General features: G+C 63.2%; 1 protein-coding gene. It reads left to right on the top strand.

Translation table 11 applies throughout. The features are described from left to right. Positions 1 to 247, top strand: a 247-nt coding sequence (locus J5M56_RS26120) for an amino acid permease (RefSeq protein ID WP_207938206.1), incomplete at both ends; no start/stop codon positions are given.

Consider the following 247-nt stretch of genomic DNA (forward strand, 5'->3'; position numbering starts at 1 on the left):
CCGTGTTCGTGTTCATCGGTATCGAAGGCGCCAGCGTTTATTCGGGGCGCGCACAGCGCCGGTCGGATGTCGGCAAGGCCACGGTGGTGGGGTTTCTCGGGGTGTTGGCACTGTTGGTGTTGGTCAACGTGCTTTCGCTAGGCATCATGACCCAGCCGGAGCTGGCCAAGCTGCAGAACCCGTCGATGGCTGCGGTGCTCGAGCATGTGGTAGGCCATTGGGGTGCGGTGCTGATCAGCGTCGGGCT

It is taken from the genome of Pseudomonas sp. 51_B (genome assembly GCF_017491595.1).
In the GTDB taxonomy this organism is placed as follows: domain Bacteria; phylum Pseudomonadota; class Gammaproteobacteria; order Pseudomonadales; family Pseudomonadaceae; genus Aquipseudomonas; species Aquipseudomonas promysalinigenes.